25 protein-coding genes are annotated in these 26341 nt (G+C 44.8%); 14 read left to right on the forward strand and 11 right to left on the reverse strand.

Features of this window, described 5'->3' with window-relative positions; all coding sequences use genetic code 11:
- The first annotated feature begins 68 nt into the window (after positions 1-68).
- Both btuC and btuD read left to right on the forward strand, forming a co-directional pair.
- Positions 69-1064: a vitamin B12 ABC transporter permease BtuC gene (gene btuC, locus NDJ01_RS12325; protein ID WP_258586760.1), complete on the forward strand. Its 996-nt coding sequence runs from the start codon at positions 69-71 to the stop codon at positions 1062-1064.
- Positions 1051-1818, forward strand: a complete 768-nt coding sequence (btuD, locus tag NDJ01_RS12330; RefSeq protein WP_258586761.1) for a vitamin B12 ABC transporter ATP-binding protein BtuD — start codon at positions 1051-1053, stop codon at positions 1816-1818. The genes btuC and btuD overlap by 14 nt, the downstream gene beginning before the upstream one ends.
- A 68-nt stretch (positions 1819-1886) precedes the next feature.
- On the opposite strand, the gene NDJ01_RS12335 is transcribed toward btuD, so the two are convergent.
- From NDJ01_RS12335 to NDJ01_RS12345, 3 genes are all read right to left on the reverse strand, one after another.
- Positions 1887-2462, reverse strand: coding sequence for a nucleoside triphosphate pyrophosphohydrolase family protein (locus NDJ01_RS12335; protein ID WP_005397767.1), 576 nt, complete (start codon positions 2460-2462; stop codon positions 1887-1889).
- Between the two features lie 110 nt (positions 2463-2572).
- Entirely contained in the window at positions 2573-3145 is a 573-nt protein-coding gene (locus tag NDJ01_RS12340; protein WP_258586762.1) for a DUF1415 domain-containing protein, read from the reverse strand.
- A gap of 89 nt (positions 3146-3234) precedes the next feature.
- The gene (locus NDJ01_RS12345; RefSeq protein WP_258586763.1) at positions 3235-4458 is read right to left on the reverse strand and encodes an MFS transporter; all 1224 of its coding nucleotides are present in this window, start codon (positions 4456-4458) and stop codon (positions 3235-3237) included.
- A gap of 106 nt (positions 4459-4564) precedes the next feature.
- On the opposite strand from NDJ01_RS12345, the gene NDJ01_RS12350 reads away from it, so the two are divergent.
- Entirely contained in the window at positions 4565-5434 is an 870-nt protein-coding gene (locus tag NDJ01_RS12350; RefSeq protein WP_258586764.1) for a LysR family transcriptional regulator, read from the forward strand.
- Between the two features lie 27 nt (positions 5435-5461).
- Here NDJ01_RS12350 and NDJ01_RS12355 read toward each other — a convergent pair whose 3' ends face one another.
- The gene (locus NDJ01_RS12355; protein WP_145474141.1) at positions 5462-5692 is read right to left on the reverse strand and encodes a glutaredoxin family protein; all 231 of its coding nucleotides are present in this window, start codon (positions 5690-5692) and stop codon (positions 5462-5464) included.
- A gap of 138 nt (positions 5693-5830) precedes the next feature.
- Here NDJ01_RS12355 and NDJ01_RS12360 point away from each other — a divergent pair, with 138 nt between their 5' ends.
- Both NDJ01_RS12360 and rlmF read left to right on the forward strand, forming a co-directional pair.
- Entirely contained in the window at positions 5831-6346 is a 516-nt protein-coding gene (locus NDJ01_RS12360; RefSeq protein ID WP_047008672.1) for a M48 family metallopeptidase, read from the forward strand.
- On the forward strand, positions 6333-7460 hold the full coding sequence (gene rlmF / locus NDJ01_RS12365; protein WP_258586765.1) for a 23S rRNA (adenine(1618)-N(6))-methyltransferase RlmF: 1128 nt from the start codon (positions 6333-6335) through the stop codon (positions 7458-7460). Before NDJ01_RS12360 ends, rlmF begins: the two co-directional genes overlap by 14 nt.
- 72 nt (positions 7461-7532) lie before the next feature.
- Here rlmF and NDJ01_RS12370 read toward each other — a convergent pair whose 3' ends face one another.
- The 6 genes from NDJ01_RS12370 to NDJ01_RS12395 form a co-directional block, all read right to left on the reverse strand.
- Positions 7533-7853 (reverse strand): hypothetical protein, encoded by a 321-nt coding sequence (locus tag NDJ01_RS12370; RefSeq protein ID WP_258487578.1) that lies wholly within the window; start codon positions 7851-7853, stop codon positions 7533-7535.
- Between the two features lie 70 nt (positions 7854-7923).
- Positions 7924-9516 (reverse strand): S41 family peptidase, encoded by a 1593-nt coding sequence (locus NDJ01_RS12375; RefSeq protein ID WP_258586766.1) that lies wholly within the window; start codon positions 9514-9516, stop codon positions 7924-7926.
- A 363-nt stretch (positions 9517-9879) separates the two neighbouring features.
- Positions 9880-10644, reverse strand: coding sequence for a transcriptional regulator (locus tag NDJ01_RS12380; protein WP_258586767.1), 765 nt, complete (start codon positions 10642-10644; stop codon positions 9880-9882).
- A gap of 30 nt (positions 10645-10674) precedes the next feature.
- The gene (locus NDJ01_RS12385; RefSeq protein ID WP_054867356.1) at positions 10675-11349 is read right to left on the reverse strand and encodes a GntR family transcriptional regulator; all 675 of its coding nucleotides are present in this window, start codon (positions 11347-11349) and stop codon (positions 10675-10677) included.
- Positions 11350-11501: 152 nt separating this feature from the next.
- Positions 11502-13034, reverse strand: coding sequence for an aldehyde dehydrogenase (NADP(+)) (locus tag NDJ01_RS12390; protein WP_258586768.1), 1533 nt, complete (start codon positions 13032-13034; stop codon positions 11502-11504).
- Positions 13035-13055: 21 nt separating this feature from the next.
- Positions 13056-14057 carry a 4-hydroxyproline epimerase gene (locus tag NDJ01_RS12395; protein WP_258586769.1) on the reverse strand — a complete coding sequence of 334 codons (1002 nt, stop codon included), beginning with the start codon at positions 14055-14057 and terminating at the stop codon, positions 13056-13058.
- Between the two features lie 109 nt (positions 14058-14166).
- Between NDJ01_RS12395 and NDJ01_RS12400 the strand changes: the two genes are divergently transcribed.
- The 7 genes from NDJ01_RS12400 to NDJ01_RS12430 all read left to right on the forward strand — a co-directional run bounded on the left by NDJ01_RS12400 (position 14167) and on the right by NDJ01_RS12430 (position 21977).
- Entirely contained in the window at positions 14167-15423 is a 1257-nt protein-coding gene (locus tag NDJ01_RS12400) for an FAD-binding oxidoreductase (RefSeq protein WP_047008678.1), read from the forward strand.
- A 124-nt stretch (positions 15424-15547) separates the two neighbouring features.
- Complete coding sequence (locus NDJ01_RS12405) at positions 15548-16621, forward strand: polyamine ABC transporter substrate-binding protein (protein ID WP_104974200.1); 1074 nt, start codon at positions 15548-15550, stop codon at positions 16619-16621.
- A gap of 87 nt (positions 16622-16708) precedes the next feature.
- Positions 16709-17683: an ornithine cyclodeaminase family protein gene (locus tag NDJ01_RS12410; protein ID WP_258586875.1), complete on the forward strand. Its 975-nt coding sequence runs from the start codon at positions 16709-16711 to the stop codon at positions 17681-17683.
- Between the two features lie 56 nt (positions 17684-17739).
- Complete coding sequence (locus NDJ01_RS12415; protein ID WP_005389756.1) at positions 17740-18654, forward strand: dihydrodipicolinate synthase family protein; 915 nt, start codon at positions 17740-17742, stop codon at positions 18652-18654.
- Positions 18655-18727: 73 nt separating this feature from the next.
- Positions 18728-19849 (forward strand): ABC transporter ATP-binding protein, encoded by a 1122-nt coding sequence (locus tag NDJ01_RS12420; RefSeq protein WP_258586770.1) that lies wholly within the window; start codon positions 18728-18730, stop codon positions 19847-19849.
- On the forward strand, positions 19846-21126 hold the full coding sequence (locus tag NDJ01_RS12425; RefSeq protein ID WP_258586771.1) for an ABC transporter permease: 1281 nt from the start codon (positions 19846-19848) through the stop codon (positions 21124-21126). Before NDJ01_RS12420 ends, NDJ01_RS12425 begins: the two co-directional genes overlap by 4 nt.
- Positions 21127-21128: 2 nt before the next feature.
- Complete coding sequence (locus NDJ01_RS12430; protein WP_006741629.1) at positions 21129-21977, forward strand: ABC transporter permease; 849 nt, start codon at positions 21129-21131, stop codon at positions 21975-21977.
- Positions 21978-22097: 120 nt separating this feature from the next.
- On the opposite strand, the gene NDJ01_RS12435 is transcribed toward NDJ01_RS12430, so the two are convergent.
- Complete coding sequence (locus NDJ01_RS12435; RefSeq protein WP_047008684.1) at positions 22098-22532, reverse strand: hypothetical protein; 435 nt, start codon at positions 22530-22532, stop codon at positions 22098-22100.
- Between the two features lie 445 nt (positions 22533-22977).
- Between NDJ01_RS12435 and NDJ01_RS12440 the strand changes: the two genes are divergently transcribed.
- Entirely contained in the window at positions 22978-23511 is a 534-nt protein-coding gene (locus NDJ01_RS12440) for a hypothetical protein (RefSeq protein WP_012841894.1), read from the forward strand.
- A 350-nt stretch (positions 23512-23861) separates the two neighbouring features.
- Positions 23862-26306, forward strand: coding sequence for a collagenase (locus NDJ01_RS12445; RefSeq protein WP_258586772.1), 2445 nt, complete (start codon positions 23862-23864; stop codon positions 26304-26306).
- Positions 26307-26341: the final 35 nt, after the last annotated feature.

Here is a 26341-nt window from a genome sequence, read left to right on the forward strand (position 1 = left end):
GAGAAGTTAATTGCAATTTACCGAGGCTTAACTGTAAGGTTAAGCCTCGTTTGTTTTTATCGGCCGCTATGGATTTTCAACAACTTATCCTGAACAAGGAACGACGCTGGCAACGTAACCTGATGGTTATGTCGATCGTGCTCGCTGTACTCTCTGCCATTCACTTGATGGTCGGAGAAATTTTCCTTTCTCCTTTTCAATCCTTATCTGCATTTGAACAGAAGTTATTGGTGGACTTGCGTTTACCGAGGTTAGTGTCTGCGGCAATTATTGGTGCTGCGTTAGCGGTATCTGGCGCGACGTTACAAGTGTTGCTTGGGAACGTGTTGGCTGAACCTGGCGTGCTTGGTATATCTGGTGGTGCAAGCTTAGCAATGGTCTTAATCATGTTCGCGTCACCTGTTCTTCCTACCCCGATTGTTTTTATGTTGGCAGCGATTGCAGGCTCGATGGTATTCACGTTTGTTTTGGTGGCGATAGCAAGGGCAATGCACCTGACGACGGCTCGATTGCTTTTGGTTGGGGTCGCATTGGGTATTTTATCGAGCGCGATTGTGACGTGGGCATTTTACTTTAGTGATGATCTCAGTTTACGCCAACTGATGTATTGGTTAATGGGCAGTATTGGCGGTGCAAGTTGGTATCAACATATCGTTACTTTAGTGATGTTACCGGTGCTTATCTGGTTATGTTGTAAAGGCAAGTCGCTTGATAAATTGATGCTGGGTGAGATTCATGCGACCCAATTGGGCGTCGATGTATATCAAATGCGTTGGAAATTGATCCTCGCCATTTCTGTTTTGGTGGGTAGTTCAGTCGCTTTGGGTGGCATCATCAGTTTTGTTGGTTTGGTGGTGCCGCACTTGTTGCGTTTGGCTTTTGGTACGGAAAACCGTTATTTATTGCCACTTTCTGCAATATCTGGTGCTGCGTTGCTTGTATTTGCTGACATCGGCGCAAGACTGTTATTGGACTCCGCAGAGTTACCTTTAGGTGTCATGACAACATCGATTGGCGCACCTATTTTCATCTGGATGCTGGTGAAGAGTCATGATGCACGTTAAACATATGTCGGTTGGTAGTCGATTATTGCCTCTTTCTTTTGAATGCAAAGCAGGCGAAATCGTACATGTCGTTGGGCCTAATGGTTCAGGTAAGAGTACTTTATTGGCTGCGATTTCTGGCACGTTAAGCCACCGAGAGGGTATGAGTGGTGAAGTGTGCGTTGGCGACAAAAACTTGCTTACTTTACCGTTGTCAGAGCAAGCTCATGTTCGAGGTTATTTGTGTCAGCAATCGCGCCCAGCGTTTAATGTTGATGTGTTTCAGTATCTCGCTTTATCTCTGCCTAGTGGTGCTGAGATTGCGGATATTAAAGTGCGTGATGCCGTCAATATGGTGGTGGAGCTGGTACAACTGCAAGATAAGCTTCATCGCAGTATTCAAACATTATCCGGTGGTGAGTGGCAGCGTGTCCGATTAGCAGGTGTATGTTTGCAGGTGTGGCGTACCATTAATCCTTTTTCGCAGTTTTTAATTTTGGATGAGCCAGCAGCACCGTTAGATATTGCGCAAGAGGGGCTGCTCTATCAATTGATTAACGCTATGGCGGCGCAGGGAATTGGAGTATTGGTTGCTAATCACGATCTCAATCGCACATTAAAGCACGCAGATAAAGTATTGCTGCTTAACAACGGTGTGCTGCACTCATCAGGAAGTGCCGATACTGTGCTAACGGAAGAAGCTCTCGGGGAAGTGTTCAATACTCAAGTCAAAAAGGTCATCGTAGATGAGCAACCTTATTTAATCTTTGATTAGTATTTAGGGACAATAAAAAACGACCTACTTGAGGTCGTTTTTTTAATCGAGATAGCCACACTCAACGCTTACTGAGTTAGCGGTTTTAGATCTGCTGGGCGGTAGTAAACTGATTTGAGTACTTTGCCTTTACGAATGGTTTTACCTTCCGATACGAAATCTTCGGCGCATTTTGCGATGATGTATTCACCTTTCTGTACCGCCATCAACTTGATGCCTTGTTCCGCGTAGAATGCCTCTGTTTCTGAGTACTCTTGCTCGTTACGGCATACTTTGCTCATGTTGCTTGAATGTACTTCATCCCAGCAAGGAATAAATTCGATACCACGGTTTACCGCAACGTTTAATAGAAGATCAATTAAGTAGCTGATCGCCAGGTTGTCTTCTACTTTGCTGTGGCCAAGATGAACGAGACGGCCCATTAATACATACACGCTGTCTACGATGGCATCTGCTTGCTCAGTTTTACAATCTGCTTCTGCTAGCTCTGTTAGCTCTTCGATCGCCAAAGAGGTGTGTAGTGTATCTGCTTGCGCATCAAGGCTTGCAGCGTCTGCGACTGGTAAGTCGAACGTACTACGGAACTCGGTGATATCACGGTATAAGTGATCAAAAATCTCTTGGGTTAGCTTTGACAGTTGCATTCTAATTTCCATTGAATCGATTGAAGCGGCAATGATATCAAACCGCACTTTGAACCCCAAGGGCATTGCATCTAACTGGTGATAAATCTGCCTTTGGGGAATGGTGGTGCTTAACGAAATAGGTAAGGGAACAGCTTTTTACGTTCTTCCTCTGAAAGGGCGGAAACACGAGCGATGTTTGAATCGGGAATGGATTCAGGGTCAGGATAGTGTTTTAGTACCTTTTCCATACTCTCTTCGCGAATCAAATGGAAGATCGGGTAAGGAGAACGATTGGTTAGGTTTTCGTCGTCTTCAGGCCTTGCGCCGCCAAAACAGTAATCAGGATGGAAAGTCGCTACTTGGAAAATACCTTCCCAGTTCTGCTGCTTAATTAATCCTTCAACCCAATCTATGCAAAAGTTGTAGTCCCAGAAATCTTGTAGCATGTTGGGAACCACAACCAACGTTGTATCAAGCTGTTCGGGTTCTGTGTTACTCAGCTCAATCAGCTGCAATAAAATATCTTCAAGAAGCGCTTCTTCTTGAGTCGCTTCACTAACAAAAATTTTGATTTGTTTATTACGTTGCGGTTTGGCAGCAAACGGACAAAGGTTGAGCCCGATTACCACATCGTTGAGCCATTGATCGACCTGTTGAGTGATCGCTTCGATATCTGTGTTTTGTGTTGAACGCGTTGACATACGACTTTCTGGTTTTTATTAAAGTAGCCCAAGCATAGCAGAGTTGGTTATCCAAGTAACCAGAGAGGTATTACGCAAATGAGCGTACCTTAGCTACTCTTTAAACTCGCAGCGTCAGGTGTTTGGTCAGTATGCTTTCTTTCGGCAATGTGTTTCAAATACGCAATCGCAGCAAACATCGCTAGGTAGACTGCGCTTCCCCCCATAAGAACACTCGACCAACCACCATGCTGCCAACAATAAAGAAGTAAGAATCCTCCTAAGCTACCGCCTACGTAGTAGTGTACTAAGTAGAGCGCTGTTGCGGTGGCTTTGGCGCGAGTGGCGTTCTGCCCGACCCAACCGTAGGCGAGGGTATGAGTAAAGAACGCACCAAAACTTATCAGCAACAATCCAACTAGCATTGCAGTCAAGCTTTCAACCGCCGCAATCCACATCCCCGCCATGCTCACTATCGCGCCTAAGAACATACCGAGGATTGATGAATAACGTTTACTCCAGTGGCCTGCGCAACGAGAGGAGAAAGTCCCTCCCAAGTAACAAATAAAGATCAGTGAGGCCAACCCGACGGGCACATTGTGAGGTTCACTCACCAGACGGAAACCCATTACGGAATAAAGGTTGACGAACAAAGCAAAGTTGAGTCCTCCTATCAGCATCGCAAACCACACGCGTTGGTTTTTAAAATGACCAATAAGCGCACGATTTTGATGGCGTAAACTGCTTGATGACGGAGTGAAGTTGCGCTGTGTTGGCAATAAATAGTGAACGCCAATGACACCAAGAAGAGTGAACACCATCATAACCTCAGTGGCGACATCAACACTGAAATTGTCCGCCAATAAGCCGCCGCTAATACGCCCTGCAATACCGCCTAATGAGTTAGCCGCAATGTACGTTCCAATTGCCATCGAGAAAGCGTGCTTGTCGAGCTCTTCTGCCATGTAAGCCACGGCGACCGCCGCAAAAGCGGCGAGCGCGACACCGATCAGTGCTCGACATATCACCAAAAACAGGAATGAGTCACCAAACAGCATCAAAGCGGAAAGGGTAGGAATCGAAAACAGACCGGCCATCATGACTGGCTTTCGTCCCACTGACTCTGATAACACAGCCATTGGAACGAGGCTAAAAGAGAGAGCGAGTGTTGAGGCCGCAAATAACCAGTTCACTTGCGTTTCTGAGATCGTGAAAATTTGGGCAAAAGTGGGCAGCATTGGCTGTAGTAGGTATAAATTTGAAAAAACCAAGAAGGAACCAAGCGCTAGCGAGAGCGTAATGCGTTTGTATTCTGGTGTGCCAAAACTGACCATGAATCCTGCCTAATGTGAGCAAATGGAGAGACTGTGATCAATCTATCAGTTCATTATAAATTAAAAAAATATATTAAAAATATGGACACCATATATTTTTGATCTAATGGAATCGAAACAACTTAAACATTTTCTGGCGGTCGCTGAACACGGAAACATTACCCATGCGGCGAAAGCCCTGCATATTGCCCAGCCCGCATTAAGCATTTCTATCAAAAAGTTTGAGCAGTCTTTGGGCGTTACCCTATTTCGCCGTGATGATAAAAAAATCAGCTTAACGAAAGAGGGCGAAACGCTACTTATACATGCCAAGCGGGTGATTCAACAGTTGCACGACGCGCAGCTCGCGATTGATGAGTTGAAAGGTTTAGCGAAAGGCGAAGTACGACTCGGGACGCCATCAATGATGGGCAGTTATTTCTTTCCACGAATTGTGATGGCGTTTAAAAGCCAGTTCCCGGAATTAAAATTGACCTTGGTCGAAGCTGGGACTCAATCGATTCGTCGTATGCTGCTTAATGGTCAACTCGATATCGGTGTGATCAGTTGTGATAACGTGCCTGATGACCTAGAAACTGACCATTTATTTACTAGCCAAATGGTCGCTGTTGTTTCACCTGAGCATGAGTTAGCCCAGCGAGACTCTCTTACTTTTGATGAGTTCTTTGAACACGATTTGGTTATGTTTCAGCATGGCTATTTTCACCGCGAATTTTTGGATCAGGTGAGTGAGGAGCATGGGTTTACCATGAAGTCATCATTCGAGACCAACTTACTGCCTTTGATTTTGAGTATTGTGAAACAAGAGTTTGCGATTACCGCGTTACTGGAATTGGTGACTCAACATGAGTCGGGCGTTGTTGGCCTACCGTTTGAACCACCCGTTACGCTGGATCTGGCACTTGCTTGGCGCAAGCAGGGGTATTTATCAATAGCAGATCGAACGTTTATCGAGTTTATCAAGCGCTACGTTTAAACGCAGCGCAAATTCATCGTTCGAGCGCTAGCCGCCTTTGTACATCTTCTCGAAGTTCTTTGGGTTCCAGCCAATCATTACCCGATCACCAATTTTTAAAACTGGCACTGAACGAGCACCAAGCGCATCAAGTTCTTTGCGACCACGTTGCATTTTCGCGTTACAAAGGCGGTAATTAATGTTTTTCGAATCAAGATAACGTTGAGCATCTTTGCAGTGAGGGCATTTGTCTTTGACGTAAAGGACGACACGTTTCATTGAGTTTCTCTCCATTATCATTGGGAGGCGAAGTTTAACGGCCTTTCACCATAAATGAAAGGCGAAAGCTAAGGTGAAACTGTCCTTTATCTCAGGTATATTGAGCGCCTTTATTTTGTCATAACAGACGTTAATTCTATGCATCCGTCACTTCGATACATTCAAGGCTACCCACAAAACATCGTAGAGCAGGTGAGCTCATTGATAGCGAGTGGCAAGTTTGTTCCTTGGTTCGAAAAGCGTTATCCCGATAGGCACCAAATCAAAAGCGAAAGGGCGCTCTATGAGTACGCCATGGCAATCAAAAACTGCTACATGAAGAAAGCCGCGCCAATCAGTAAAGTTGTCTACGATAAGAAAATTCACGCGGTAAACAACGCGCTTGGTTTGCACAGTGTAATCAGTAGAAACCATGGCGGTAAGCTGAAGTCGAAAAACGAGATTCGCATTGCCAATGTTTTTAAGGATGCGCCCGAGCCACTATTAAGAATGCTGGTGGTACATGAGTTGGCGCATACTCGTGAGAAAAACCACGACAAGGCGTTCTATCAGCTATGTTGCTATATGGAGCCTGAGTATCACCAACTCGAATTTGATGCTCGTTTGTTTATGATTTACCTCGATTTAAAAGCGAATTTGAATGAAGAACAATAATCACAACGCGAAGCAAGCAAAGCCAAAGACTTCAAAGGCGGCTCAGAATAAAGACGCGAATAAAGCCAAGCCGAAGCGTGTTAAAGACAAAGTTGCGCGCAAATCCCCGCAGCCTGCAGGAAAGAGCGAAGTCGAGTTCATAAAAATAGCGAAGAATGGTTTGCATGAGCGTAATGTTCATCGAGGTCGTTACGATTTTAAAAAACTCGTGGAAAGTGAACCACAGTTAAAGCCATTCGTTATCAAAAATCCGAAAGGGGAAGATTCCATAAACTTCTCTGATCCTAACGCGGTTAAAATGCTCAATAAAGCATTGCTTGCTGCGTATTATGGTATCGAGTTCTGGGACATTCCCGACACCTACCTTTGCCCACCGATTCCGGGCCGAGCTGATTACATTCACCGAGTGGCAGAACTACTTGATGGTGAAGTAAAAGGTCAGTACGCGCACCAAAAAGTGAAAGCGTTGGACATTGGCGTGGGAGCAAACTGTATTTATCCGATTGTTGGTGTAACAAAATACGGTTGGCACTATACGGGCAGCGATGTCGATCCAAAATCCATCCAATCGGCTCAAACGATCGTAGAGCACAATCGTGTTTTGACGGGAAAAATTGCACTAATACAGCAACACAATGATGCCAATATTTATCGAGGTATCATTCAACCGAATGATCGTTATGATGTGACGACATGTAATCCGCCATTCCACCGTTCGGCGGAAGATGCCGCTATGGGCAGCCAGCGTAAAATCGATAATCTAAAAGCAAACCAGCGTAAGAAAGGGCTAAAACCTCAAACCGCACAAGTAAAGACAAGTAAGCCTGAGTTGAATTTTGGCGGTCAAAACGCTGAATTGTGGTGTGAAGGTGGAGAAGCGGCGTTTATCCGAAAAATGGCGAATGAAAGCCAAGCTTTTGCCGCGCAGGTCTTGTGGTTTACAACACTTATATCCAAAAAAGACAACGTTCGTCCGATGCGCAAGCAGCTTGAAAAATTGGGTGTGAAAGCCATTCGTGTGGTTGAAATGAGTCAAGGGCAGAAAGTGAGCCGCTTTGTAGCTTGGTCATACATGGATAAGCAACAGCGCAAAGCATGGATTGAACTAAAGTAACGTTGACCATTTCACACTGAACAATAAAGTAGGAAGCCCGCTGATATCAGCGGGCTTCTCTTTTTGGGAGATCTAAAACTTAATGATGGGCTCACAATCTAGTGAACTGAGAGTGACAAAGGTATCTGTTTTGGCGTAGTACAAGCCACAGGATTCACCTCTGATCTGCAACGTATATTGGTCTGGAAGATCCGTATAGCTGCCATCCAACAGTTGATTGTTGTTCCCTTTTACTCGTCCTTTTTCAATCAACAAATGCGGTGAAGATTCAAATACGTTATTTGCGATTCTAGGTGCTGGTGTCCCTTGGATTTCTGCGATCGCGTTTTGAATTTCTATGACTGTTTCCGGAGAGTTCTTTTTACTCAATGCTTCAACGGGTTCTTGTGACATAGCTTGGCATCCTATCAAAGAAATCGAAGTGCCTAAGAAAAGCGCAACCCGAATTAGCATTCGTAAAAAGTTAGTTGATCTCAACATGAATTGCCTCTGTTCGTAGCGGAGAGCGAAGATCGCTTAACTCCGGAGATGGAATGTTACGCGGCATGGCGTTGAAACTAGAAGAGGAGACCGGCGGACAGGTTCCTGTTTCCATGTAGTTTAGTGCCGCAGAAAGCATACCTTCAGACGGATCGCCTAATGGTTTTGTTAGGTCGTCATTGACCCAGCAACCTTCCACTCTATTGTTTAAGCCTAGCTCGGTATTGATTTGGCTCTTTGGAGTAGGAATAAAACCATCAGAGAAGTCGCCAAATTTTTTCTCGTTCGCTGACTTGAACTGAATAGTGTAGTACATAGTGCCGCAGTTTTGTTCTGCTGAGAACCCATACGGTTTACCTGTGGTTGTTGAGCCTATTTGGATAACCTCAACATCAATGCCGCGCAAAGCGTTGATCAACAGTTCACTTGAGGAAGCCGTGCTTCCTGAAGTCAGCACATATACGCGCTTTTTGTTCAGTGTCGGCAGCACTTGGTCCGAATACTTTTGTGCTGCCCAGTCTATTGCTAGATTCGTAAAGCGATAGATGTTATCCCCATCTTTAATGGTACGCATCACTTTGTCGTTGTGAATCAACTCACTGAAGACTCGGTTCTGACCAGCACCGCTTAGCATGTAGCCTACTTGCGAGGACTGAAGTACTAAGCCACCGCCGTTGTAACGTAAATCAACGACGATCTCGTCAACATTCTCTGCCGAGAGCGTACTGAACGCCTCAATAAGTGGGGCTTGAGCGCTTGGTTCAAATGAGTTGTATTGTAGATAGCCGATCTGCATACCATTGTGTGCGATCACTTTGGCATTTTTAACTGGAGAAGTCATGACATCAGAGGCGGTAAGCGTCACGATTTTCTCTAGGCCGTCAACACTCTCAAATGTGAAGGTGTAATCTTGATTGATGTCAGGGTTAAACAGCGTTCTATTAATAAAATCAATGTCGGACTGACTACCGGTGTTAACCACATCAATATTATTGATTTTCAGAAGCTTATCACCACGAGCAATGCCGCTTCTATCAGCTGGAGAGGCTTCTTCAGTATAGGAGATACGAACGTCTCTAGGTTGTACGCCACGTAGGAATGCCCAGTTAAAACCAAACCCAGCGACTAAACCAGATTGCGATGACTTCATATCATCTTCATAAGGGACGGTAAAGTGGAAGCGATCTTTCGGTTTACCAGTCGTGGTAGTAGCAGAGGTGACCAATGTGTTGAAGTAATCCGTCACGGTTTTGTAGTTTGCTGGATTATTATCAGGAACTTCGTCATACCAAAGGTAAGTTTCGTTAGTAAAAGCTCTTAAAAAGAGTTTTTCGTGTAAAGCAGAACCTAATTCATCTGGATAGGCGGCATAATTGTTATATGGGTCTCGACCCACTCGTGGGGTTTCACATTGGTTGACAAACGAGCTTGATGGTTGGCTAAAATCACCGGCTTTCCATGTTGGTCCGGTTGCGCTGCTAGTTGACGGAGTAGATGAACCATCACCGCCGCCACCGCCACAACCTTGTAATAATGCGAGAGTGACTGCCGTTGCTAAAGAATACTTAAATTTCACTTTTCTATGTCCTTATAAATAATAGAATTATAATTATCTGTTTTGCTTTTGTTTTTATTAGCTAAGTGAATGTATTAATTTAATTCGTTCGTCTGCAAATTTATATTTAAAGAGTGTGAGGTAAATAACGTAAAAATGTTTATCTTTTATTCTTATAAATCCATTAGTTATTCCTTAAGTTCCTTAGTAGTTTCAGCGTAATAATAAGGAAAAAACAAAGATGAAATGGAGGGTTCTCTTAGTCGACTAATTGTTGTTTGCTAAATAGAAAGTAAGTTTCGGGACGGGAAACTCTACTTATCAGAGATTTGGTAGGAATAAATGATGCGTTCTAGGTTTGGGGTAAATTTTTAATCTGATGTTTTAATTTATTTTAGTCAATTGGGCGACGTGCTTTAACAGGCTTCCATCAATATCCGGCAAGTCATCTGCGAAAAATATCTGAGCGCCAGGAGTGCAGCGCATTAATATATTTGTTAGTTCACCTTCGTTGTTGGAAGTGTTAACTGCGTTAAGTTTCGCTAATTTATTACAAAGCTCGTCCTCTATTTGCACTTTTTGCTCTTCGGTGAGCCTAATGCGGCCAATACATACGCCTGGGTTGATATCATGAGAAAGCGACTCTTGTTGAAATCGCTCTTTGAATAAGGTGTCTAATGCCGTACCTTCTTCCATAATAAATCGACGACCAGAACGGTAAAACAAGCCGTCTCCGAAGTTTTCGACATATCCTAGAATTTCCGCGATACGCAAATAGAATCGTAAGCTTGTATCAGAAAGTCCGTAAGTATGGGCTATCTCTTGCGGTTTAATATCACGAGAAGTCAGCATATAAATAAAATCAAGTAAATAAGGATGCTCAACGAAAAGGGCGCTCTCTTCATCTGTTAGCATTTGCTCGTTTTGGTGCTGAAGCTCGTTGGCTAAGGTTGCGAGTTCGATGAGATCGGTATTTAGGTAGTTCAGATAAATAAGTACTTTATCCAAACCTAAAGCTGGATTATGTAGGTGGCGTTTAATACTAGATAGAGGGATGCCACTTTTCTCTGACAAGGAATTGTAGCAAAGCCCTTCTTCTTTAATCTTTTGTCGTAGCGCTGCGAGTAAAAACTTTGGTCCAACATTCATCCTTGAATATCACCTTATTCGTTATTCCGTTTACTGGCTGATATTTTGCCTTTCAAGCAGCAGGTTTCGAATCGCTGTGCCTGCTTCTAGAATGTGTTTTTTCAGCAGATACTTGGCGCCTTCTATATCGCGATTTTTGCACATTTCAAACAAGCTTAAGTGCTCTTCTTCTGCCTTTTTAATGCCTGTTGTGAACAATAGCTGCATACGTATGTATCGGTCACACTTTGTGTTCAAGTTGTAAATGACGTCCATAGTTTCAGGCATGTTGGCTGGCGCATATAGGGCTTTGTGGAACTCGTAGTTGTAGTTGCTCCATTCTTCTACTTCGTCGCCACTGTTCACTACTGACTCGAAACGTTCGCGAACTTCTCGCGCGCGTTCTAGGTCAGCGTCCGTCATGTTCTGAATCGCACGCTCTAAAATGTGGCACTCCACGACAGCGCGCAGTTCAAATAGCTCATTGATTTTCTCTGGAGATAGCTCGGTGACCGTCGCACCTTTGTGAGGTTCAAAGCTAACGAGTCCTTGTGCTTCCAATTGAACTAAAGCTTCACGCACAGGAATGCGGCTAACATTAAACTCTTTTGCTAACGCATCTTGACGTAAAGGTTGACCAGTTTTTAACTCGCCCTTCAAGATCTGAGTTCGAATTGCTTCCTCAACGAGCTGAGTGCGCGTTTTAAAAACAGGTTTCTGTGACATTGAAGTCTCCCGTTAAATTAATATTGTATCCAGTCCATTTTACTTTAGTAGTTTATTGTTTTTCTGGCACAAACCAACTAGGAAAGAAGGTTTTGAGAAGTAGAGTGAAATAAAAGGCATCAGTTGATGCCTTTTTGAGCCATTTGGTGAGCTTATTGGGACACTCTGCCATCTATGGCGCGTTGAATACCCAGTGGGTTCGACGCTTTTAATGAATCCGGCAATAAAGATTCTGGCAAAGCTTGATAAGCGACGGGACGCAACCAACGATGAATAGCCTCCGCTCCGACAGATGTTGAGGCGGAATTGGTTGAAGCCGGATATGGTCCACCATGAACCATAGCGTAACCAACCTCGACGCCAGTTGGCCAACCGTTGAATACAAGGCGTCCGGCGATTTCTTCCAAACTTGGAAGCAGTTGCTTCGCTTGTTCTTCGTCTTCAGCGGTAGCGTGAAGGGTTGCGGTGAGCGAGCCAGTCAGTGAATCACTCAGTTTCAACATGTCATCGAAATCTTCACAGATTACGATTAACGATTGAGGACCAAATATTTCTTCCTCCCATTGCGGGTTTTTACGCCAGTTTTTACTGTCCGTCACGAACAGTGCTGGTGCGACATTGGTCGCTTCTGCTTGTTCAGAACGAGTGACGTTAATGCCTGTTTCGGAAGCTCGCTTATCCACTTCGGATTCATATGTTTCTCGGATTCCTTGCGTTAGCAAAGTGGCCGTTGATTGTTGTCGAATTAACCCTTGAGCGGTTTCGATAAAGGCTTGCGTTTCTGGGCAATTCAAGACAAATACAACGCCTGGTTTTGTACAAAATTGTCCACAGCCCAAAGTCATAGAAACCACAAATTCTTCAGCCAATGATGCGTTTGCCCGTATGGCTGAAGGGAGAATAAATGTTGGATTAATCGCCCCTAGTTCGCCATAGAAGGGGATTGGCTCTGGTCTTTGCTGGGCTAGATTGAACAGCGCACGGCCACCACCGACTGAACCTGTAAACCCAACCCCTTTAATTTTTGGATGGGTAACGAGTGCTTGGCCAAGTGCACGTTTGTTACCTTGCAATAGCGTGAAGATGGCTTGCGGTAAGCACTCTTTCTCAAGTGCAGCCTCAATACACTCAGCAACAAGTTGACTGGTGCCAGGGTGGGCGGTATGGCCTTTTACAATCACAGGGCAGCCAGCAGCCAGTGCCGAAGCCGTATCACCACCTGCAGTAGAAAATGCGAGCGGAAAATTAGACGCACCAAACACGGCGACAGGGCCAATTGCGATTTGCTGACGACGAATATCTGGTTTTGGCAGTGGTTGGCGGTCTGGGTTTGGCGTATCGAAGATTGCTTGATAGTGATTACCCGAGCTCACAACCTCGGCAAATAGTCGTAATTGGTTGGCGGTACGTCCTATTTCACCGCTTAAACGTGCTTCGGGAAGGGCAGTTTCTAAATGAGCACGAGCAACGATTTCTTCACTCTTCACTTCCAATTCAGAGGCGATAGAGCAAAGTAAGCTCGCTCGCTTTGCATTGCTTAGTTGGCGAAACTCACGCGCAACGTTTTGGGCGGCTGAGGCGGTTTGATTAACTTCTTGCTCTCCATGTACCGGAAACTCTGTGGGTAGAGGCTCACCAGTAAAGGCGTTGACTGCGTAAAAAGTGGTTGGTTCTTGTGGGTTCATCATTCTTCCTTACTATCCTTATTACTTCACTTCAAATCCGTACGCATATGGGTCTTCATCGTCTACCCATATCGTGTTGTGACCGTATATTTGTGCCCATCCTTCAATACTTGGCAAAATAGCGGCTTTGCCATTCACTTCGGTAATGCCTTCTATACGTCCTTGAAATAGGCTGCCGATGATACTTTCGTGAACAAAGTCTTCCCCTTGATTGAGTTTGCCTCTTGCATGCCATTGCGCCATGCGTGCACTTGTGCCCGTACCACATGGCGAGCGATCCAACGCTTTGTCGCCGTAAAACACAGCATTTCGAGCGGTGGCGTTTTCTTGAGTGGGCTCTCCGGTCCATAGCACGTGAGAAACACCGCACACTGTTGGATCTTCTGGATGTACGCACTCAACCGCTCGAGATACCGCTTCGCGAACTTTTGGAGAAAGCATCAAAATTTCATCTGGAGAGTAGTGTTCAAGTCCGGCGTAGTTATCTTGAGGGTCGACGATTACGTAATAGTTTCCGCCATAAGCAACATCGACGGTGAGCTCACCTAAGCCCTCTATGTCCACGGTTACGTCTTGGTGGGCAAGGTAAGCTGGTACGTTAAATATCTTTACCGACGTGACCTTGTCACCTTTTTTTTGGTAGTGCACTTCGATTTGTCCTGCTGGGACATCAAGTATCAAACGACCTTCTTTTTTGGGAGTGATAAGGCGATTCTCGATAGCGGTGGTGACGGTTCCAATGGTGCCGTGGCCACACATTGGTAAGCAGCCACTGGTTTCAATAAACAGAATTGAAGCGTCTGCGTTATCGCTGCAAGGAGGCAAGACAACGGACCCCGACATCATTGAGTGGCCGCGAGGCTCAAACATGAGTGCCTGACGAATCCAATCATAATGCTCAAGAAAGTATTGGCGCTTTTCGCTCATGGTATTGCCTTCGAGTGGAGGCACACCGCCTGCTACCAGCCTAACTGGGTTGCCGCAGGTGTGGGCATCAATACAGAAAAAAGTTCCTTGTCTCATTTTTCGCTCCTTGCTGAAAAAATGGTTGAATTAAACAATAGTGATGTTAACGTAATGTAAAATATATTGTATACAATCTACGTTTTCAAGTGTGACTCGGAGCATGTTTATGTTGGTCAAGGATGAAACTAAAAAGGAAAGGATCGCTGTGATAGGTGCGGGGATTATTGGCTTATCAATTGGCTTGAAATTGCAGCAGCAAGGTTATCAAGTCACGATTTTTGATCCCAATGGCGTGGGGAATGGATGCTCTAAGGGAAATGCAGGTCATATCGCGACTGAGCAAATCTTCCCTCTTGCAACGCCAGCGCTGCTTCCACAATTACCTAAAATGCTGCTAGATCCCAAAAGTCCGGTTTCGATCCGTTGGCAAGATATTCCAAACACAATCGGGTGGATGATTCGTTTTCTATTACAAACAAAGCCATCAGCTGCGGAGCGGGCAAAAAACGCGATTAAGAGTCTTAACGAGCGGTCAGTGGCAAGTTGGCGTGGCGTGCTTGATTCAATCGGAAAAGCACATCTAATAAAAATGAATGGTTCATTGCTCACTTTTGAAAACGAGAAACTGTTTCAGAATTATCAAAGTACGCTTAACTCACTGGCTAAAAACGGTGTGACGTATCAAGTTTGGACACAAGAGGAGATTCGAGAGCGGATACCTGATCTCAGCCATAAGGTTCGTGTCGGAGTCTTTTTTCCCGAAACAGGTCATACGCTAGACCCTTATCAGCTCTGTGTTGAGCTAAATGAAGCTTTTGAAGTTCTTGGCGGTAAGGTTTTACAAAAAGGTGTATCTGCGTTGGCGAAAAATGGTGATGTGTTGGTTGAGTCTCAAACACATTCATTTGACCGAATCATTGTTGCCGCTGGTGTACATTCTAAGCCTTTGATACGGCAACTAACCGGAGTCAAAGTGCCGATTCAAGCCGAGCGCGGTTATCACCTAATGGTGGACGACAGGCGTAATGTATTGCCTTTTCCTATTAGCTCTGCCGATAGAAAATTCATCATGACTCCTATGTCAGGTGGGTTACGCTTGGCAGGCACTGTTGAGTATGCCGATGTAGAGTCACCACCCAATATGAAACGTTCAGAAATGCTTTTTCAGTTAGGTGATGAGATGTTTGAGTCGGGGTTAGATCCACTCAAGCAAGGAGAAAAGTGGATGGGGAATCGGCCTTCAACAGTCGACTCGTTACCGGTTATTGATAGCATTTGGGATGGAAATGTATTACTGGCATTTGGCCACCAACATCTTGGATTAACTCAAGCGGCGATTACGGCAGATCTCCTTTTAGAGCTTATCGAAGGAAAGCCGACATCGATTGATCTTTCACCTTTTTCACTACAACGATTTACCTGAAAAAATTTAATATTAAATATTGTATAAAATATATTAAATGCTAATGTTAACTTAATTTTAACAAGGCTGGTATCCAACAGCCGTACTCGGATGCCTCCAGAAGAACAACCAAAAGGAGTAAAACATGTCACGAATGACCAAAGCACCATTGGCGCTGTTGATTTCAGGAATGCTGTTGGGGACCTCTGCTTATGCTGAAGACAAATTGACGGTCGTATCTTGGGGTGGTGCATTCACAAAGAGCCAAGTGGAGGCATATCACAAGCCTTTCATTAAAAAAACAGGTGTTGAGATCGTATCCGAGGATTTCAGCGGCGGATTAGCCGAAATTAAAGCGCAGGTGGAAGCGAACAACGTGCGCTGGGATTTGGTGTCTCTCGACAAGCCGGACATTGTTCGTGGTTGTGCCGAAGGGTTATTAGAACCAGTGAACCCAAGTATTTTGCCTCCGGGCGCAGATGGAACACCAGCACAAGAGGATTTCATTGATGGTGCGATTCACGAGTGCGCAATCAATACCATCGTTGTGTCCACAGTATTAGCGGTGAACGAAGACGCGTTTAAAGGTAAGGTTTTGCCTAGCAAGTTGACCGATCTTTTTGACCTAAAAACTTTTCCAGGTCGACGTGCATTGCAAAAACAACCTCAGGGTAATCTTGAGTGGGCACTATTGGCTGATGGTGTAAAACCAGAAGAGGTCTACAGCCTGCTCGAAACCGAAGCGGGGCGTGAGCGTGCTTTTGCTAAGTTGGATACGATCAAATCAGAAGTGCTGTGGTGGACAACAGGTGCCCAGCCACCTCAAATGCTTGCAGACAAAGAAGTGGTGATCGCCTCGGCGTTTAACGGCCGAATCCACAATGCCCGTAAAGATGAAGGTCAACCATTTCGGATTATATGGGACCGTCAAATGGGTTACATGAATGGATGGGCGATACCTAAAGGGAGTGAGAACACAAAGCTTGCATTGGACTTCATTGCTTTTTCTTCAGGAACAAAACCATTAGCTGATCAAGCTAAGTACGTTGCCTATGGGCCTACGCGTAAGTCGTCTTCGGCGGAGGTGAACCCAGACATTTTAGCGAACCTTCCTACCGCACCTCAAAACTTCCAAACCGCCTTCCTGATTAACGATGAATGGTGGTCAGACTACGCGGATGAACTCAATGAAGAGTTCAACACCTGGCTGCTTAACTAGGCGTTAATTTTTGTATGGGGCCGAGTTTTCATCCATAAGCGAGGTTCCGTACTTTTCCTCAACTGTATTTATGTTTTCGGAGAAATGATGAAAGTCATCGAAGCACAGCAAGTCGCGCAATGTTTGACAATGAAGTCTCTTATTGAAACGATGCGTGAAATGTACTCGCGGCCAGCAACAATACCTCAACGCCGAGTCATGCCCTTAGAAGAGGGAGAATACGAGGCGTTTGCGCTACTTCCTGCTTGGAACCAGGAGTTAATTGCGGTGAAAGCCTTTACGTATTTCCCGCATAACCCCGAGCAAGGAAAAGATACGCTTGCATCTAAGCTGCTTGTTTTTAGACGAAACGATGGTGAGCCGCTCGCACTCGTGGACGGTAAAGTTTTAACGTTTTGGCGCACCGCCGCAGCTTCTGCGTTGGCAGCGGACTATTTGGCGCGTCCCGGTGCTGATCGTCTGTTGATCTGCGGAACGGGCAATCTTGCGCCTTATTTTGCGTGGGCATACGCTGCGGTTCGCCCACTTAAGCAGGTTTATATTTGGGGGCGTAACTCAGACAAAGCCGAGGCGACGGTAGATGCCATTGTGTCATCTTCAGAGTATCAATCGCTTCCTGATGAGCGTCGGTTCCGTATTTCAGTCGTAGAAAAAGTGGACCACGTTATCAAACACGTTGACATCATCAGCTGTATTACCGCATCAGCTGAGCCTTTGTTTAATGGTGCGGACGTGCAGCCGGGCACCCATATTGATTTGGTCGGTAATCATGACTTGGATAAGCGTGAATGCGACTCTGAAGCAGTGCAACGAGCACAGGTGTATGTTGATAGTCGCATTAACGTATTAGCCGAAGCGGGCGATCTTCTCATTCCAATTCAAGAGGGCGTGTTCACGTCAGACGATATCAAAGGGGAATTACCGCAGCTTTGCGCCCAACAAATCTCAGGACGTCAAAACGATGAGGTCATTACTTTATACAAATCAGTTGGCAGTGCTTTGGCTGATTTGGCCGCTGTAAAGGCGGTGTTGTTAGAAAGTGGCATAGATAGCCATGCCTGAGCATTTTTGCTCGTTTATTTAAATTGCATACAATATACATATAAGGAAAGTAGTTCATGAAAATTGATTGGAAAGGTGTTTATCCGGCGGTCAGTACGCAATTTCGTCAAGATCAGTCAATCGACTTAGACGCAACGCAAACTGTTATAGATAACCAAATTAAAGATGGTGTGAATGGCATTATCTGCTTGGGTACCGTCGGTGAGAACTGCGCGTTGTACCCGGAGGAGAAACGCCAGGTCTTGCAAGCTGCAAAAGAAGTCGTAAATGGCCGTGTGCCTTTGATTGCTGGTACAGCAGAGTCTATTACCACAGCAGCTGTTGATTACATGCAGGATGCGTACAAAATTGGTATCGATGGTTGTATGGTGATGCCTGCCATGGTTTACCGCACGTCTGAGAGCGAAACGTTCGAATATTACCGCACGCTAGCAAAAGCAACGCCAGAAATGCCAATCATGATTTACAACAACCCGGTTGCTTATGGTGTCGATGTAAACCTCGATATCATGGCGAAACTGGCTGAGTTTGAAAGCATTGTAGCTATTAAAGAGTCGACCACTGATACTCGTCGTATCACTGAGCTTTACAATAAATTTGATGACCGCTTTACCGTGTTCAGTGGTGTTGATGACATTGCTCTTGAATCATTGATGCTAGGCGCGACCGGCTGGATTTCTGGTTTAACCAACGCATTCCCAGAAGAATCCGTCGCGATTTATAAACTGGCAAGCCAAGGTCGTTATGCTGAAGCGTTAGAAATCTACCGTTGGTTCTTACCGCTACTGCGTTTAGACACCATTCCTACGCTGGTTCAGTGCATTAAACTGGCCGAGCAAGTCTGCGGACGTGGATCTGAACAAGTTCGTGCGCCACGCCAACTTTTACAAGGTGAAGAGCGTCAACAGGTCATTCAAATGGTTGAACATGCGTTAGAAACCCGCTTAGACCTATCCAAATACAATCTGTAATTGTGCTGTTTAGTAGAGCGTTAACTGACGCTCTACTCATTCGTAATATTCAAAAAATGAGAAGAGGGAAGTCATGAGCACGGAAAACAAGGACTATGTCAGCTTTCAACACGTTAAGAAAACCTACGATGGCACGAATTTGGTGGTGAAAGACTTCAACTTAGATATTGCTCCTGGAGAGTTCGTTACTATGTTGGGGCCGTCAGGATCGGGCAAGACCACTTGCTTAATGATGCTAGCGGGCTTTGAAACCGCGACCGGTGGAGACATTTATATTGATGGCGTTCCCGTTAATCATCTCGCGCCACACAAGCGCGATATCGGTATGGTGTTTCAAAACTATGCGTTGTTTCCACATATGACCATTGCCGAGAATCTTGCGTTTCCTTTAAAGGTGCGAAAACTCGACAGTGACACGATTCAAAGCAAAGTTCAGAGTGTATTAGAAATGGTCGAGCTTGAGCATGTTGCGACTCGATACCCGAAGCAGTTATCAGGCGGTCAACAACAACGTGTTGCGCTAGCGCGAGCATTAGTGTTTGAGCCTAAACTCGTGTTGATGGATGAACCGCTAGGCGCATTAGATAAGCAGCTGCGTGAGCAAATGCAGATGGAAATTAAACATTTGCATGAAAAGCTTGGCATCACCATTTTGTATGTGACGCACGATCAAGACGAAGCTCTCACTATGTCCGACCGTATTGCGGTTTTTAATCACGGCGAAGTGCAACAACTCGCGACACCAACCGAGCTTTATGAATCTCCGAGTAATACGTTTGTTGCGCAGTTTATCGGAGAAAACAACCAACTCTCAGGTTTAGTCAAAGAGTGGAACGGAAAGTATTGCCAAGTGCTCGTTGGGAAAGAGTTATTTACTGCGAAACCTGTCAGAGTATCTGAGCAAGGGCAGAGTACAACACTTTCCATTCGACCAGAAAAGATTGTTATTCAACCAGAGAAAGCGTCTTGTGAGAACCAAGTCTCAGGCGTCCTACGAGAATTGATTTATCACGGTGATCATTACCGTCTGGTCGTCGAAGTAGAGAGCGTTGGTCACTTCATCGTTAAAGTACCTAACGATAATTGTAAACACTTGCAATTAACGCCTGGCTCAATTTGTCGTATTGGTTGGCAAAGTGACAATTGCCATGCTCTTGATGGGACACAAACTCAAAGTAGCGAGGTAGCAGCATGAGTCGAGAGCTAACCGCATTAGATTCTGTATTGGAAATCGAACGCCAAGTTCATCAGCAAGAAACCAATCTGAAAGCGCAGTTGCAAAAGGCAGAGCGCCGAAAAAAGCTTCGCTCCATTATGCTCACAACGCCATTGGTGTGTTTTATTCTGCTTACGTTTGCTTTTCCTATCCTCGATATGCTTTATCGAAGCGTGGATAACCGAGAAATATCCCAGTCACTACCACAAACTATTCAAGCCTTAGAAAGTTGGGATTATCAAGGTCAGCCTCATCAAGAAGTCATTGAGGCATTCTCTGTTGAAGTACTTGCGCTTTATCAAAGCAAAGAGCTGCCGAAAATAGCCAACCGGATGAATATTGAAGAGTCTGGTATGCGCAGTTTACTCATGAAAACCGGCAGAAAGTTGTCTCGTTTGACGTCGCTGCCGAGCTCGGTGACACAGCTGGCTAAGCTGGATAAGCGATGGGCTAATCCTAAATATTGGGCGGCGTTTAAGAATCTTAGTGGCGCATTAACATTCAGTCATTATCTTGCTGCGCTAGACTTGCAAGTGAATGAGTTTGGAGACATTGAACCCCAACCAGAAAAACGCCAAATATACGTCGACCTTTTCTTTAAAACTTTTTGGATGTCTATTTCAATCACCTTAATTTGTTTGGTGATGGCGTACCCCGTTGCTTACCTGCTTGCCAATTTACCTGATAAGCGCGCGAATTTACTTTTAATCATTGTGCTGCTGCCATTTTGGACATCACTATTAGTCAGAACCACGTCTTGGATTGTTCTGCTGCAAAACCAAGGGGTCATTAATGATCTCCTTATTTGGTCGGGTTTTACTTCTGAGCGAATTCAGATGATTCACAATACCTTCGGAACGGTGGTGTCTATGGTGCACATCCTGTTGCCTTTTATGATCCTGCCTCTGTATAGCGTAATGAAAGGAATTAGCCCAACTTATTTCCGTGCCGCTCGTTCTCTAGGCGCGACGCCTTTCATTGCGTTCATCAAAGTTTATATGCCGCTTACGTTACCGGGGATAGGTGCGGGGGCCTTGCTTACTTTCATTCTTTCTATTGGCTTCTACATTACGCCCGCTTTGGTTGGTGGAAGAAGCGGACAGATGATCTCCAATATGATTGCCTATCATATGCAGACATCACTGAACTGGGGGATGGCTGGCGCATTGGGTGGACTGCTTTTGTTCGTTGTACTGGTTCTGTTTTATATGTTCAACCGTGTGGTTGGCATTAACAACCTTAAGGTAGGGGGATAACCATGGCATTACCAAACTATGCATCAAAAGTAGAGCGAGTTGCTTACGCAGGTTACTTAGCTTTTTGTGGGGTGGTGCTGTTCTTTTTAATCGCTCCAATTCTGACCATCATCCCGTTATCGTTTAATGCAACGCCTTACTTTACTTTTACCGAGGGGATGTTAAACCTTGACTCGGCAGCGTATTCTACTCGCTGGTATCAAGAAATGTTTACTAGTGATCAGTGGCTGTTGGCGCTGAAAAACAGCACGTTTATTGCTTTTATGGCGACACTCGTTGCAACAGGGCTAGGAACTCTGGCGGCGTTGGGTTTAGCCAGTAGTAATTTGCCTTTTCGCAATACGATTATGGCGCTGTTGATCTCACCTATGATCGTACCAGTCATTATCTCTGCTGCTGCGATGTACTTTTTCTACACACGCCTTGGCTTATCACAAACTTATCTAGGCGTCATTTTGGCACACGCCGCGTTAGGTACGCCTTTTGTTGTCATTACCGTTACTGCGACCTTAAGCGGCTTTGATCATAGCCTGGTAAAAGCGGCGGCTAGCTTAGGAGCAAACCCTGTTTATACTTTCAGACACATTACCTTTCCGCTGATTCGTCCGGGGATGATTTCTGGCGGCTTGTTTGCCTTTGGCACATCGTTCGACGAGGTTGTGGTGGCGTTATTCCTGACTGGGGCAGAACAAAAAACCGTTCCGAGGCAGATGTGGTCAGGAATTCGAGAGCAAATTAGTCCGACCATATTGGCGGTCGCTACGTTGTTGATTTTTATGTCGGTGTGTTTGCTCGTGACATTAGAAGTTTTACGTAGACGTAATGTACGCATTCGAGGCATTCAAGAATAACCAAACTTTTGCTTTGTTGGTCACTTTGCACTTTTGTTTAGGGGCACCTCAATTTTTGACCAAGTGCGCCTCATTGTAGGCGCTTTTCTTTTGTGTTTGTCGTCAGCGATGACTGACATATCACTCTTGTAGCTTAATGCCAGCTTGCTCGAAACGTGCCAAAGGCGACTTGTTCGATTGCTGATACCAACTAGCTGGCATGTTTGATTTAAGTTGCGCTTTTTCTTCCTTGCTAATCACAACATAGTGCAAAAACGTATTAAGTGTGGTTACCATCACGTCAAACGTCATTTCCCCATCTTTGCTGATGGCTTTCAATAACCCAACGACGGTTTCCTCAGAGACTAACGGTTCAACCACCGCGTTTTTTCGCTCTTTTATTGATGTTGAAGCGGGCAGGTTTGCACGTGCCGTCTCCCAGCAAACTTTGTTGGTTTTACTGACAAGGTTGTGCTTGTAGCAGTAGTAACTGAATAAAAAGCGTGGCAGATTTTGCCAGCGTTCGGCTTGGACTTCTAACCAAAGGTGTTGTAGCTCAATATCAGCGTCGGTCATAAATATTATGGAAGATTACTAAAGTAGTGGCATTCTAACGTTTCATCAGTAACCCCGTCTATGATCAGCATAGTCCGATGTAGTATGTTGAAATTTTGGTTCTCAATGAAATAGTGGCTTTTCATTACTGTAAATAGTGAGTGTTTTGTCCAATCTCTGACATTGATATTTGACTTTGGTAGTAGAGTGTGAGCGTTTTTGTTTTTATAGTGTCAATTTTATACCGTTACATACTTGGGATTGCCTTTTCTAAAATAAATACTTTTATCAAAGTAACTGTGTGATTTTCATTCAAATAGTTGGTGGTTCTAAGTGATGAAAATTCTGTTTATTACGTTACAATCGAGATTAGGTAGTAATGTGTAGCGTGCTGACGAAAACCTCGCGTCTTCTATCTTGCTTTTTGTGTGCTACTTTTTAGTAAGTATCTTTTGGGTGGATTTTTATGTTTGGAGTTAAAAGAAATGCTGCTATATCTGGCTTGTATCAAGCAAGTGAGTTAAAAGCAAAGCTGTTCTCCAAGGAGTTGGAAATCTTAAGACTTAGGGCTGAGTCTGAGTTTAATAAAGTGCTCGATGAGTTACTAAGAATTAAAGATAACAATACCAGACTACGTGAAAGTGGACTTATTGATAAGCTCGAGCAAGAAAAGTCTAAGTGGAACAGCGGTCAGCTTAAAGATATCGAACAGCGCATAAGTAACGTTGAGCTCTTTATCAAGGATTGTGTTTTATATATCAGCAACATTGAAACCCAATTCGCTAAAGATAGCGACTCAGGGTATGGTGAATTGAGTTGCCGTGCTCTTGAAGATGAATTGGAAACACTGTCTTTTAGTAAGATCCTTAACGCATCAGCGCATGAGTACTTTTATAATTCTAAAGAGTATGAAATGTACCTTGAAAACACACCAAATACCGAATTTTTGCACGCGTTAAAAGAACAAATTACCGCACTCTTCGACCACAAAGCAGCCTAGAACCTACAGAGTATTAGCCCATTGTCCGATTCCTTCTTTAGGGGCTTTGATTCGCGAATTTTTACCGACCCGCTTTGGAGTATACCTAGCCATTTAACGTGCTGGGTATACCCGTTTAACTACACGTTTCTTCTCTAGCTCATCTCTATTTTTTAACAAATACGAATTTTTAAAGCTCACTCCGTGTTCCTTCTGGTACCAAAAACTGATACCGCCACACCCAGTTGTTAACAAAATGTTTCTTCTTGTCTTGCGAGTAGATTATATGGAGATGCTCTTGCAGTAATAAGGGCAGTGGCGATGCAAAAGACGTAATGCATCTAAGGAAAACTCAATATAGAAGAAATTAGATGGAACTGAAGATTTTGAGTGTCGCGATTGCGACAACATTAACCAGCACTGGCGTATTTGCGTTAAGCGAGCCAGTTTCTCAAGTTACAGAGCAACATGCACATTCGGCTCATACACACGGTGTTGAATCCAATCGAGTTGAATACCAACCAACCGCAACTCTCCCTATTCAGAACTCCAAGGTAACTCGAGTACAGTCACTTGAAAGCCTTGATGAGTCGAGCACAGCTTGTGATTTAGAGGCATTGGTTACCGAAAGCAGTAACCAATTGATCAGCGAAATTTTAAGTCAGGGCGCGACGTGCGTGAACCAGTTATTCTCTGCTGAAAGTCGGGTTCAAGAGTCGGTATTTAGCTCCGACCATATGTACAACATCGCTAAGCACACTACGACATTGGCGAAGGGGTATACAGGTGGCGGGAGCGATGAACTAGAAACGTTGTTCTTATACCTACGCGCGGGCTATTACGCCGAGTTTTACAATGACAACATCTCATTTATTGAATGGGTCACACCAGCGGTGAAAGAATCAGTGGATGCGTTTGTTAACAACGCAAGCTTCTACGAGAACAGCGACCGTCACGGCAAAGTGCTTAGTGAGGTCATCATCACTATGGATAGTGCGGGCTTGCAGCACGCGTACTTACCGCAAGTGACCCAGTGGCTTACACGTTGGAATGATCAATACGCCCAGCACTGGTATATGCGCAATGCGGTTAATGGTGTTTTCACTATTTTGTTTGGTGGGCAGTGGAACGAGCAATTTGTGCAAGTAATTGGTAACCAAACAGACCTTGCCAAAGCTTTAGGCGATTTTGCTCTAAGGGCGTCATCAATCGGTGCTGAAGATGAGTTTATGGCCGCGAATGCGGGGCGAGAGCTCGGGCGTCTGACCAAGTATACGGGTAACGCGAGTTCTGTGGTGAAGAGTCAGCTAAGTCGAATCTTTGAACAGTATGAAATGTATGGTCGGAGTGACGCGGTTTGGCTTGCGGCGGCGGACACCGCCTCATATTACGCAGATTGTAGTGAGTTCGGAATTTGTAATTTCGAAACTGAGCTAAAAGGCTTGGTGCTATCGCAAACTTATATTTGTAGCCCGACAATTCGAATATTGTCCCAGAATATGACGCAAGAGCAACACGCGGCCGCATGTTCTAAAATGGGTTACGAAGAGGGTTACTTTCATCAGTCTTTAGAAACTGGTGAACAGCCAGTAAAAGATGACCACAACACTCAGCTCCAAGTCAATATATTCGATTCAAGCACCGATTATGGTAAGTACGCAGGGCCAATTTTCGATATTAGTACTGACAATGGCGGTATGTACTTGGAGGGCGACCCTTCCCAGCCGGGGAATATTCCCAACTTTATTGCTTATGAAGCCTCTTATGCGAACGCGGATCACTTTGTCTGGAACCTAGAGCACGAATACGTGCATTACTTAGATGGTCGATTTGATCTCTATGGAGGGTTTAGTCATCCAACTGAAAAAATAGTGTGGTGGAGTGAAGGCATTGCAGAGTATGTCGCTCAAGAAAATGACAACCAAGCAGCACTTGAGACGATTTTAGACGGCTCGACGTATACCTTAAGTGAGATTTTCGAGACTACTTATGATGGGTTTGATGTCGATCGAATTTATCGTTGGGGGTACTTAGCTGTACGTTTTATGTTTGAAAATCATAAAGATGACGTAAACCAAATGCTGGTGGAAATACGCCAAGGGAATTGGAGCAATTACAAGGCCACGATCACCCAATGGGCGAATTTATATCAAAGTGAGTTTGAGCAGTGGCAGCAAGCCCTTGTCTCAAATGGTGCACCTAATGCAGTCATAACCGCAAACAACAAGGGGAAAGTCGGTGAAAGCATTACATTTAGCAGTGAAAACAGTACAGACCCAAACGGGAAGATCGTCAGCGTCTTATGGGACTTCGGTGATGGCTCGACAAGTACACAAACCAAGTCGACGCACCAATATGGGAGTGAAGGGGAGTATTCGGTCAGCCTAAGTGTGACAGACAGTGAAGGATTGACGGCAACCACCACTCATAGTGTTGTTATCTCAGCGTTGGGCGGTAATGACACATTGCCACAAGACTGCGCGGTGCAAAGTAAAGTAAGCGGTGGGCGCCTAACAGCAGGAGAGCCTGTTTGCTTGGCAAATCAACAAACCATTTGGCTGAGCGTGCCAGCGGTGAATGAGAGCTCAAATTTGGCGATAACGACGGGGAACGGTACGGGCAACCTAAAGCTTGAATACAGTAACTCCGGTTGGCCGGATGGTACTAATCTTCACGGATGGTCAGATAATATTGGTAATGGAGAGTGTATTACGTTGTCAAATCAGAGTAACTACTGGGGCTACGTTAAAGTCTCTGGTGACTTTGAGAATGCCGCCATCGTCGTTGATTTTGATGTTCAGAAGTGTCGTCAGTAGGGCAGTTTAACTGCATCATTTTAATTTAATTGATC

It is taken from the genome of Vibrio sp. HS-50-1 (assembly GCF_024747315.1).
In the GTDB taxonomy this organism is placed as follows: domain Bacteria; phylum Pseudomonadota; class Gammaproteobacteria; order Enterobacterales; family Vibrionaceae; genus Vibrio; species Vibrio diabolicus.

Bases quoted from the DNA above. Each gene is read 5' to 3' on its own strand.
- NDJ01_RS12355 (WP_145474141.1), bottom strand. From the start codon at position 5,692: ATGAAACGTGTCGTCCTTTACGTCAAAGACAAATGCCCTCACTGCAAA.
- NDJ01_RS12435 (WP_047008684.1), bottom strand. From the start codon at position 22,532: ATGACCGACGCTGATATTGAGCTACAACACCTTTGGTTAGAAGTCCAA.
- NDJ01_RS12415 (WP_005389756.1), top strand. From the start codon at position 17,740: ATGAAAATTGATTGGAAAGGTGTTTATCCGGCGGTCAGTACGCAATTT.
- NDJ01_RS12410 (WP_258586875.1), top strand. From the start codon at position 16,709: ATGAAAGTCATCGAAGCACAGCAAGTCGCGCAATGTTTGACAATGAAG.
- NDJ01_RS12425 (WP_258586771.1), top strand. From the start codon at position 19,846: ATGAGTCGAGAGCTAACCGCATTAGATTCTGTATTGGAAATCGAACGC.
- NDJ01_RS12385 (WP_054867356.1), bottom strand. From the start codon at position 11,349: ATGTCACAGAAACCTGTTTTTAAAACGCGCACTCAGCTCGTTGAGGAA.
- NDJ01_RS12345 (WP_258586763.1), bottom strand. From the start codon at position 4,458: ATGGTCAGTTTTGGCACACCAGAATACAAACGCATTACGCTCTCGCTA.
- NDJ01_RS12420 (WP_258586770.1), top strand. From the start codon at position 18,728: ATGAGCACGGAAAACAAGGACTATGTCAGCTTTCAACACGTTAAGAAA.
- btuD (WP_258586761.1), top strand. From the start codon at position 1,051: ATGATGCACGTTAAACATATGTCGGTTGGTAGTCGATTATTGCCTCTT.
- NDJ01_RS12440 (WP_012841894.1), top strand. From the start codon at position 22,978: ATGTTTGGAGTTAAAAGAAATGCTGCTATATCTGGCTTGTATCAAGCA.
- NDJ01_RS12400 (WP_047008678.1), top strand. From the start codon at position 14,167: ATGTTGGTCAAGGATGAAACTAAAAAGGAAAGGATCGCTGTGATAGGT.
- NDJ01_RS12380 (WP_258586767.1), bottom strand. From the start codon at position 10,644: ATGAATGTTGGACCAAAGTTTTTACTCGCAGCGCTACGACAAAAGATT.
- NDJ01_RS12350 (WP_258586764.1), top strand. From the start codon at position 4,565: ATGGAATCGAAACAACTTAAACATTTTCTGGCGGTCGCTGAACACGGA.
- NDJ01_RS12405 (WP_104974200.1), top strand. From the start codon at position 15,548: ATGTCACGAATGACCAAAGCACCATTGGCGCTGTTGATTTCAGGAATG.
- NDJ01_RS12430 (WP_006741629.1), top strand. From the start codon at position 21,129: ATGGCATTACCAAACTATGCATCAAAAGTAGAGCGAGTTGCTTACGCA.
- NDJ01_RS12395 (WP_258586769.1), bottom strand. From the start codon at position 14,057: ATGAGACAAGGAACTTTTTTCTGTATTGATGCCCACACCTGCGGCAAC.
- NDJ01_RS12335 (WP_005397767.1), bottom strand. From the start codon at position 2,462: ATGCAACTGTCAAAGCTAACCCAAGAGATTTTTGATCACTTATACCGT.
- NDJ01_RS12390 (WP_258586768.1), bottom strand. From the start codon at position 13,034: ATGAACCCACAAGAACCAACCACTTTTTACGCAGTCAACGCCTTTACT.
- rlmF (WP_258586765.1), top strand. From the start codon at position 6,333: ATGAAGAACAATAATCACAACGCGAAGCAAGCAAAGCCAAAGACTTCA.
- NDJ01_RS12370 (WP_258487578.1), bottom strand. From the start codon at position 7,853: ATGTCACAAGAACCCGTTGAAGCATTGAGTAAAAAGAACTCTCCGGAA.
- NDJ01_RS12445 (WP_258586772.1), top strand. From the start codon at position 23,862: ATGGAACTGAAGATTTTGAGTGTCGCGATTGCGACAACATTAACCAGC.
- NDJ01_RS12340 (WP_258586762.1), bottom strand. From the start codon at position 3,145: ATGTCAACGCGTTCAACACAAAACACAGATATCGAAGCGATCACTCAA.
- btuC (WP_258586760.1), top strand. From the start codon at position 69: ATGGATTTTCAACAACTTATCCTGAACAAGGAACGACGCTGGCAACGT.
- NDJ01_RS12360 (WP_047008672.1), top strand. From the start codon at position 5,831: ATGCATCCGTCACTTCGATACATTCAAGGCTACCCACAAAACATCGTA.